Genomic DNA, 9,357 nt, shown 5'->3' on the forward strand with positions numbered 1-9,357 from the left:
GCACGCCCTCAGACTGCTCTGACGCCCAGTGCGGCAAGTTCGACAAGCGACACATCGAACTGACTTTCCGTCCGCACCGGAGATCGCTGATGAACACTCGTACCCTGCTGGTTACCACCGCCCTCGCCTGCACTGCGTTTGCCGGCCTGGCTCAGGCCAATGACACCACTGACTCTCAAGCCGTGCCCTATCACTACGGCATGCCATTGCATGTCAGCAAAGTGATTTCACTGACCGAGCCGGACACCCTTGAGTGCAAAGTGGTAAATGCCCAGATGAAGTACATCGATGACAGGGGAAAACCCGCAGAAATTACCTACCGTAAACTTTCCGACGCCTGCGAGAACCAGAGCTGACCGAAAAGTCTGATTTGCCGACGGTTGCCGTTGAACTGGCGCTGGGCCTGGCGTTCTTCCAGACCCGGCGCGTGTCCGTGGAACTCGAAACCGCAGGTTAAAGCGCTTTGCCCAGCATCGAGTGGGGATCGACCTCGACGTGATGCTGTTTGGAACGCAGCCGGGCAATCAACTCGTTGATTTCCCGGCAACCATTGAGCCCGGAAGCATCAATGCCGGTGACCAATAGATCCAGGTGATCGGTTTGCCCGTCTGCATAGACCTTGACGGTCATCGACAGATCCGGTGACAGCGTGCACTGGCAGCGCACGGGCAGAAAACTGCTTTCAATGATGTTGCGAAGTTCCAAGGCAGAAAGAAACATGGCGACTCCCTCCTATGTGAGACTGCCAATAACGGTCAATGCTCGCTCATATGAAATCCCGGCAAGCTTCAAGGACAGATACAGCATAAATCATGCTCCGGATTTCGCTGTGCAGCTCATCGGCAATTCATGGGTTCAGGCAAGACACCTGTAAAGCCTGTCATGCCGTTTGCAATATACACCCCTTGTGACCTTGAAATTTGCACGCTGGGCGCCACGGGTTTGCATTCACTGCGCACCACAGTAAAAATGCCGCCCTTCACTTCAAGCAAGGAGGCATCATGAGTTCTTTGACCGTTAACGCTTGCGCAGCGCTAGCCGCACTGGGGCTTGCCGGCCTGGCGCACGCCGCCAAACTCGAAGACACCGCGCCCTATCCGAAGGCCGAAAGCGGGTTTACCCGCCAGGTGATTCACCTCGCACCACAGACCCGGGAAAACGACTTCCAGGTCGAGATCCTGGCCGGCAAGACGATGACCGTCGACTGCAATAACCCGCGTCTGGGTGGCATTCTCGAAGAGAAGAACCTCGAGGGTTGGGGCTACCCGTTCTATCGCCTGGAAAAAGTCATTGGCCCGATGAGCACGCTGATGGCCTGCCCGACCGGCACGAGCAAACAGGGTTTTGTACCGGTGGTCGGTGACGGCTTCCTGCTGCGTTACAACAGCAAGCTGCCGCTCGTGCTGTACGTGCCCAAGGACATCGAAGTGCGCTACCGCATCTGGTCGGCGTCGACCAAGGTCGAGAAAGCCGTTCAGGAATAATCCGGCCATCCGGCGGACCCTTGTGGCGCCCGCTTGCGGCGCCCGCCGTCGGCCTGCCCGAGTGTCATGCCGGAGCGCCACTCAACGCAGCTCGCTCGGCCACATGCCCCAGGCTGTCGAAATTGATGTTGGCACCCGAGTCGATGGCGACCAGGGTCTGACCACGAGCCCCGCTCTGTGCCACGTACTTCTTGATCCCGGCCACCGCCAGCGCGCCGGAAGGTTCGGTGATCGAGCGGGTATCGTCATAGATATTCTTGATTGCAGCGCAAAGCTCATCGTTGCTGACCCTCAGCACCTCATCGACACAAAACCGGCAGACCTCAAAACCGTAAGCGCCGATCTGCGCCACCGCCACCCCGTCGGCGAAGGTGCCGACACTTGGCAAGATAACTCGCTCGCCGGCGAGCAACGCAGCTTGCAGGCACGCGGAATGCTCCGACTCGACGCCGATGATGCGCACCTCCGGTCGCAAGTATTTGACGTAAGCGRCGATGCCGGCGATCAGCCCCCCGCCACCCACCGGCACGAAGATCGCATCCAGCGGACCTTGATGCTGGCGCAGGATTTCCATGGCCACCGTGCCTTGACCGGCGATCACCTCCGGATCGTCGAAGGGCGAAACAAAGGTGCGACCGGTTTCCCGGGCCAGATCAAGTGCATAGGCCAGTGCAAACGGAAAGCTTTCGCCGTGCAATACAGCATCGGCGCCACGACTGCGAACCCCGATGACCTTCAATTGCGGCGTCGTGCATGGCATGACGATGGTGGCATTGATCCCCAACTCCCGAGCAGCCAGCGCCACACCCTGGGCATGATTGCCGGCAGAAGCGGTAACCACGCCGCAAGCCTTTTGCGCCTCGCTCAGTTGCACCAGCTTGTTGTAGGCGCCGCGGATCTTGAAGGAAAAGGTCGGTTGCAAGTCTTCGCGCTTGAGCAGGATCTGGTTGCCCAAGGCTTCGGACAAGGCCGGTGCCGGTTGCAACGGCGTGCGCACGGCCAGTTCATACACCGGCGCGGCAAGGATTTTTTTGACGTAGCGTTCCAGCAAGGCCTGTTGATCAGCGGTAAAACTCATGGTCGTCTCCTGACATTGATCGGGACCCGGGAGACAGAAAGTAAAAACCCGCCTCTAGGGCGGGTTGGGTGCTGCAGTCGTGAGCTAGCCCGCCAAATGAGGAATGGCGGTAATAATGCTTGGCTGGCAGCGCAATACGGTGGAAGTCATGGCTCGAAATTAGCCGGACGGTTGTGGCAAGTCAATGGCAAGTTTTGTAGATGCCATTAGTCAGCCGGCAACTTCAACCCGACTTTGTAAATGCCACCGTTCTCCTCATCGGTCAATACATACAAATAGCCATCCGGCCCCTGCCGCACATCGCGAATACGTTGTTTCAACTCCCCGAGCAAACGCTCCTCGTGCACCACCTTGTCGCCATCGAACTCCAGGCGGATCAGTTCCTGGCTGACCAACGCGCCAATAAACACGTTGCGCTGCCAGGCCTTGAAACGATCGGCGTCGTAGAACGCCATGCCACTCAGGCCCGGGGATTTTTCCCAGACATGGTTCGGGGCAACGGTGCCTTCGACGGTATCACCCCTGGCTTCGGGAATCGGTTGACCGGAGTAGTTGATGCCATGGGTCGCCAGCGGCCAGCCGTAGTTTTTGCCACGCTCGATGATGTTGATTTCATCGCCGCCCTGGGGGCCGTGTTCGTTTTCCCACAGCGTGCCGTTCCACGGGTTGAGCGCCGCGCCTTGCGGATTGCGCTGCCCGTAGGACCAGATCTCCGGGCGCACGTTGGCCTGGCCGACAAAGGGGTTGTCCTTGGGCACCGTGCCGTCCGGGTAGATCCGCACCACTTTGCCTTGCAGTTTGTCGAGGTCCTGGGCAGTCGGGCGGTCGTTGTTTTCCCCCAGCGTCACGAACAGATAGCCGTCGCGATCAAACACCAGCCGCGAGCCGAAATGGTTGCCCACCGAGAGTTTGGGTTCCTGACGCAGGATCACGTGGAAATCCTTGAGCGCCGTCATATCGTCGGAGAGCCGGCCGCGGCCCACTGCTGTGCCGGCCTTGTTATCCTCACCACCACCTTCGGCATAGGACAGATAGACCGTCCGGTCCTGCTTGAAATCCGGTGACAACGCCACGTCCAGCAAGCCGCCCTGCCCCTTGGCCCAGACCGTTGGCACGCCATTGAGCGGTGCTGACAGCTTGCCGTCAGCGGTCACCAGTCGCAGGTTGCCAGGCCGTTCGGTTACCAGCATGCCTTTACGATCCGGCAAGAATGCCAGCGCCCAGGGGTGCTCCAGCCCCGTCACGACGGGGGTGACCTCGAGGGTGCCTTCTTCGCTTTTCATCGTCTGGGCGGGCGCGGCAAGCACAGGGACAGTGGCGCTGATCAATGCGCTGGCACAGAGGGTTGCCAATAGGTTTTTACGCAACATGCAGGATTCCTTTTCCGATGAACATGAGGTTTGGTGAAAAGTAGCGGGCAGAGGTGATGCCTGCCACTCAACGGTTGTTGCTGCCGGTGTCTCGCGGGGCAGGATTGGGAATGAATGTCGGTGGGCTGGCGGGAGCGGTCCGGTCGGGATAGCGATTACCGATGCCACCGTTGTCCAGCGTCGGCGAGCGCTGGACCGGCACGGTATTGGGTCCGCGTATGGCCGGGGCACTGGGTTGAGTGCCTTGCATGCTGTTGGGGTTGGCCCGGTGGATCGGACTGTTGTAAGGGTTGTTGTTGGTGCGGCCCGGCAGGTTCTGGGCCAATTGCAACGCAGCAGAGGCATCGGCCAGAGAGCCCAATATGGCACTCAAGGCCAGCACAATGGCGCCAAACACGTATCGGTTCATGGGGTGCCTCTCTACGTCGCGTGGATAAGGACTTCGATACCACGCTACGCCCGGGGTTCAGCTTTGTTAACAAAAACCTCCCCGGCAAGACGTAATAGGCTGGATGTTCCGGCTTCATCGTCAGCAGCCCGAACACACCCCTTCAGATCAGAATGATGACCACCAGCAATCCGGCGAAGATCGACCACTTTTCGAGGTAGTAAAGCGTGCGATTGCGCTTTTTCAGTTGTTTGCCGTGCAGGCGAACCTTATAGATCCTGCTGAACAGCCGGTTGAGCCCGCCGGTCCTGTCGCCCGCCTGGTTCGGCGCACCTGCCGCCGACATGACGGTGCGGCTGAACCAGCGATTGAATGCCGCAGCCCAGCGATACTTCATCGGCCGCTCGACGTCGCAGAACAAGATGATGCGATTGTGCGGCGTGGTGTTCTCTGCGTAATGAATGTAGGTCTCATCGAACATCACCGCTTCGCCATCGCGCCAATGGTAGTTCTGGCCATCGACATTGATGTAGCACCCGGTAGCGTTGGGTGTTTCCAGGCCCAGGTGATAACGGTAGGAACCGGCGTACGGATCGCGATGGCGCACCAGTCTGGAGCCCGGGGGCAACTCGGCGAACATCGCCGCCTTGATTGAACCAATGCCCTGCACCAGCTCAGTGGTGCGCGGGCAGAGCTTCATGGCCGACGGGTGGCTGTCGCCATACCACTTGAGATAGAAGCGCTTCCAGCCGGTCTTGAAAAACGAGTTGAAACCGACGTCATCGTATTGCTTCGAACGCTTGATTTCACCGGCGTGAAGCAAATTCCGGCCTTCGGCACGGATTTCTTCCCAATGTGCCTGCAGCGGGCTCAGGTCGGGAAAATCGGCCGGGTCGAGATAAGGCTTGTTGGGGATTTTCGAAAACAGATAAAGAAAGCAATTGATCGGCGCCAGAAACGTCGAGTGATCACTCAACTGGCGGCCCAGCTTGTGGCGCACGTGACCGCGCAGGTGGACATACACAATGGAGACAACGTAGATAACGGCAATGATGAGTTTCACTGGAATCGTCACAGGTCGGAAGTAAACAAACTGCGCCCTTTACCGGCATGCCAGTCCTGGGGGTCTTGTGCAGCGACTGATTACGAAACAGCGGCGCCGTAGTGCCATCGAGCCTTACCGATGGTCGGTTTCCGGCTGATGGATGACATTTTAGCCACAGTTTGTAACCAATAGTTAACCTGTGACTGCGAAAATGTGTCTGCAAAATCCGCCAAAGCGTTGCAGTGGCCTCAACGCCCTATCGTTTAAAGAGCCAGACCAGTACAATCGCCGCCAAACTTTACGCGCGACCCAGGTTGAGAGCGGGAAATCCCCTTTCAGCGCACGTTGACTCGGGCCAAGCGCGCCACATGCTGCTGTCCACTTGATGCCAGATGGATCTTTCACTGCCGATCGGGATGAATATCCCGGGGTCCGGACAGTGGAACGGATACTGAACCGGTACTGCCGCAACCCTGGCTACTCTGAATGCTTCGCAGGAAAAACCTTTGATTTCTACAGCTAACATCACGATGCAGTTCGGCGCCAAGCCGCTCTTCGAAAACGTTTCGGTCAAATTCAACGGTGGCAACCGTTACGGTCTGATCGGCGCCAACGGTTGCGGCAAGTCGACCTTCATGAAGATTCTCGGCGGTGACCTCGAGCCGTCCGGCGGCCAGGTCATGCTGGAGCCGAACGTACGCCTGGGTAAATTGCGCCAGGACCAGTTCGCCTACGAAGAATTCACCGTGATCGACACCGTGATCATGGGTCACGAAGAGCTGTGGAAGGTCAAGGCCGAGCGCGACCGCATCTACTCGCTGCCGGAAATGAGCGAAGAAGACGGCATGGCCGTGGCCGAGCTGGAAACCGAGTTCGCCGAAATGGACGGCTACACCGCTGAATCCCGTGCCGGTGAACTGCTGCTGGGCCTGGGTATCCCCCTGGAACAGCACTTTGGCCCGATGGCCGAAGTGGCGCCAGGCTGGAAACTGCGGGTGTTGCTGGCCCAGGCACTGTTCTCCGATCCGGAAGTGCTGTTGCTCGACGAACCGACCAACCACCTGGACATCAACACCATCCGCTGGCTGGAAACGATCCTCAAGGCGCGTAACAGCACCATGATTATCATTTCCCACGACCGTCACTTCCTCAACAGCGTCTGCACTCACATGGCCGACCTGGACTACGGTGAGCTGCGCCTGTTCCCGGGCAACTACGACGAGTACATGACCGCGGCGACCCAGTCCCGCGAGCAACTGCTGTCGGACAACGCCAAGAAGAAAGCGCAGATCTCCGAACTGCAGACCTTCGTCAGCCGCTTCTCGGCCAACGCCTCGAAAGCCAAGCAGGCCACGTCCCGCGCCAAGCAGATCGACAAGATTCAGCTGGCCGAAGTCAAGCCATCGAGCCGCGTGAGCCCGTTCATCCGCTTCGAACAGACCAAGAAACTGCACCGCCAGGCCGTGACCATCGAGCAGATGTCCAAGGGCTTCGACGGCAAGACCCTGTTCAAGAACTTCAGCTTCACCGTCGAAGCCGGCGAGCGCGTGGCGATCATCGGCCCGAACGGTATCGGCAAGACCACCCTGCTGCGCACCCTGATGGGCGAGCTGACCCCGGACGCCGGTTCCGTGAAGTGGACCGAAAGCGCGGAGCTGGGCTACTACGCCCAGGACCACGCCCATGACTTCGAAGACGACGTCAGCCTGTTCGACTGGATGGGCCAGTGGACCCAAGGCGAGCAGATCATTCGCGGCACCCTGGGTCGCATGCTGTTCTCCAACGACGAGATCCTCAAGTCGGTCAAGGTCATCTCCGGTGGTGAGCAAGGCCGCATGCTGTTCGGCAAGCTGATCCTGCAAAAGCCGAACGTGCTGGTGATGGACGAACCGACCAACCACCTGGACATGGAATCCATCGAGGCGCTGAACCTGGCGCTGGAGAACTATCCGGGCACGCTGGTCTTCGTCAGCCACGACCGTGAGTTCGTATCGTCCCTGGCCACCCGCATCATCGAGTTGAGCCCTAACGGCGTAACCGACTTCAGCGGCACCTACGACGACTACCTGCGCAGCCAGGGTGTGGTGTTCTAAAGGCAGCTACAAACCTTTAGCTGCAAGCTTCAAGTGAAAAGCCCTGTCCTGGTGACGGGGCTTTTGGCATGTGCGCCCAGCATGGGCGCAATCTTGTGGGTGAAAGTCCCGCCGTAAGCTGGCCACAGCGAACGAAGTGAAGCGCAACTGCATGAGGGCGACCGAGTGTGGGGAGGAAGCGTGGATCGAAACCGTGAGCCGATGGACAAGAACCGGATACAAGGCGATGCCGACCAGGGCGAGCGGGCATGTAACTGCGAAGCTCTTGTGGTCAAAGGGGCGGCAACGTAAATCCGGCGGTTGTGCGGGGAAGGATTGCGTTCTTACCTGGGGAGATCTCGCCTCACGCCTGAAAGGGCGACGGCGCTAGCCGGAGCGAGAAGTCAGCAGAGGCCGTAGTAGTCTTTTTTTTGACGAAGGGCCGAACGAGAGAAAGCGTTATAGGCCATGTTGATGCGAACGACCGGAAGTCAGATGCCTGCCAAACGCGGGGCGGACGGAGATAACGAGCGGTGAAGCCGTGAGAAGTCCCGTCAGCGACGAGGTCAATCGCCCGCAAGATGAACCCGATAACGCAGGGCAAGGGCTGCTGGAGCGGGCCTTTGCGAGAGAAAACCTGAAACGGGCGTGGAAGCGGGTCAAGGCCAACAAGGGTGCAGCGGGCGTCGATGGTCTGGATATTGAACAGACCGCCGAACACTTGCTCACCCAGTGGACCGCGATTCGTGAACAGCTTCTCTCAGGTGTCTACCGGCCCAGTCCGGTACGCCGCGTGGTCATCCCCAAGTCTGACGGCGGCGAACGCGAGCTGGGTATTCCAACGGTCACCGACCGCTTGATCCAGCAAGCGTTGCTGCAAGTCTTGCAGCCATTACTCGATCCGACGTTCAGTGAACACAGCTACGGCTTTCGTCCTGGACGCTCTGCGCAGGACGCCGTTTTGGCGGCTCAGCGTCATGTGTCTTCAGGGCGCAAAGTGGTGGTGGATGTGGATCTGGAGAAATTCTTCGACCGGGTCGACCACGACATTTTGATGGATCGGTTGCGCAAGCGGATTGCGAATCGGGCGGTTATCCGGCTGATTCGGGCGTATCTGGATGCGGGAACGCTGATCGATGGCGTGGTCGAGAACAGCCGCTGCGGGGCGCCGCAAGGCGGCCCGCTGTCGCCGTTGTTGGCGAACGTGCTGCTGGACGAAGTGGATCGGGAACTTGAGCGTCGAGGTCATTGCTTCGTGCGCTATGCCGACGATGCGAACGTGTATGTTCGCAGCCGCAAGGCTGGGCAGCGGGTAATGGCTCTGCTAAAGCGTCTGTATGAAAAGCTGCACTTGAGCGTCAACGAGAGCAAGAGTGCAGTAGCGAGTGCATTTGGCCGCAAGTTTCTTGGCTTTGCCTTTTGGGCGTCGCCCAAAGGCGTCAAGAGAACGGTAGCAGTCAAAGCGCGCAAGCAGTTCAAACAACGCATCCGCTGGTTTACCCGGCGCTCAGGTGGTCGCAGCTTGCAACAAGTTGTCGATCGATTAAGGCCCTACATGCTGGGCTGGAAGGGCTATTTCGGCTTGTCGCAAACCCCCAGAATCTGGCGAGAGCTGGACAAATGGATACGACACCGACTACGAGCAATCCAGCTCAAGCAATGGCGGCGTAGTGCAACGATCTATCGAGAGCTACGCAAGTTGGGTGCAAGTGAGGTTACTGCCCGCAAAGTGGCGGGAAACTCTCGCTCCTGGTGGCGCAATAGCGCTCTTGAACTCAACCGAGTGCTCGATATGGCGTGGTTCGACAGAACGGGTTTACCGCGTCTCTCCTGACCTCAATCTCTCGAACCGCCCGGTGCGGACCCGCATGCCGGGTGGTGTGGCAGGGGAACGGCCTGTGAAGGCCGTCCCCTATGCCG

The 9,357-nt window shown here is 59.0% G+C and carries 9 protein-coding genes; 4 read left to right on the top strand and 5 right to left on the bottom strand.

The annotated features are described in order from the left end of the window. The first annotated feature begins 89 nt into the window (after positions 1–89). Positions 90–356: a DUF2790 domain-containing protein gene (locus AC1DWG_RS20270; RefSeq protein ID WP_477753813.1), complete on the top strand. Its 267-nt coding sequence runs from the start codon at positions 90–92 to the stop codon at positions 354–356. Positions 357–453: 97 nt separating this feature from the next. Here AC1DWG_RS20270 and AC1DWG_RS20275 read toward each other — a convergent pair whose 3' ends face one another. Beyond that, positions 454–720 carry a DUF1652 domain-containing protein gene (locus AC1DWG_RS20275; RefSeq protein ID WP_477761969.1) on the bottom strand — a complete coding sequence of 89 codons (267 nt, stop codon included), beginning with the start codon at positions 718–720 and terminating at the stop codon, positions 454–456. Between the two features lie 281 nt (positions 721–1,001). Here AC1DWG_RS20275 and eco point away from each other — a divergent pair, with 281 nt between their 5' ends. Then, on the top strand, positions 1,002–1,484 hold the full coding sequence (gene eco / locus AC1DWG_RS20280) for a serine protease inhibitor ecotin (protein ID WP_477761970.1): 483 nt from the start codon (positions 1,002–1,004) through the stop codon (positions 1,482–1,484). 64 nt (positions 1,485–1,548) lie between these two features. Here the strand turns inward: eco and ilvA are convergent, their stop codons facing one another. From ilvA to lpxO, 4 genes are all read right to left on the bottom strand, one after another. After that, positions 1,549–2,562 carry a threonine ammonia-lyase, biosynthetic gene (gene ilvA / locus AC1DWG_RS20285; protein ID WP_477788269.1) on the bottom strand — a complete coding sequence of 338 codons (1,014 nt, stop codon included), beginning with the start codon at positions 2,560–2,562 and terminating at the stop codon, positions 1,549–1,551. 206 nt (positions 2,563–2,768) lie between these two features. Continuing rightward, a complete protein-coding gene (locus AC1DWG_RS20290) occupies positions 2,769–3,932 on the bottom strand; it encodes a PQQ-dependent sugar dehydrogenase (protein WP_477788270.1) in 1,164 nt (387 codons plus the stop codon). A gap of 67 nt (positions 3,933–3,999) precedes the next feature. Continuing rightward, positions 4,000–4,341: a hypothetical protein gene (locus tag AC1DWG_RS20295; protein ID WP_477761973.1), complete on the bottom strand. Its 342-nt coding sequence runs from the start codon at positions 4,339–4,341 to the stop codon at positions 4,000–4,002. A 142-nt stretch (positions 4,342–4,483) separates the two neighbouring features. After that, the gene (gene lpxO / locus AC1DWG_RS20300; RefSeq protein WP_477761974.1) at positions 4,484–5,383 is read right to left on the bottom strand and encodes a lipid A hydroxylase LpxO; all 900 of its coding nucleotides are present in this window, start codon (positions 5,381–5,383) and stop codon (positions 4,484–4,486) included. Between the two features lie 488 nt (positions 5,384–5,871). Between lpxO and AC1DWG_RS20305 the strand changes: the two genes are divergently transcribed. Next, on the top strand, positions 5,872–7,458 hold the full coding sequence (locus AC1DWG_RS20305) for an ABC-F family ATPase (RefSeq protein WP_477761975.1): 1,587 nt from the start codon (positions 5,872–5,874) through the stop codon (positions 7,456–7,458). Positions 7,459–7,978: 520 nt separating this feature from the next. Continuing rightward, positions 7,979–9,271: a group II intron reverse transcriptase/maturase gene (gene ltrA / locus AC1DWG_RS20310; protein WP_109786034.1), complete on the top strand. Its 1,293-nt coding sequence runs from the start codon at positions 7,979–7,981 to the stop codon at positions 9,269–9,271. Positions 9,272–9,357: the final 86 nt, after the last annotated feature.

Source organism: Pseudomonas sp. P4_B3 (assembly GCF_056402295.1).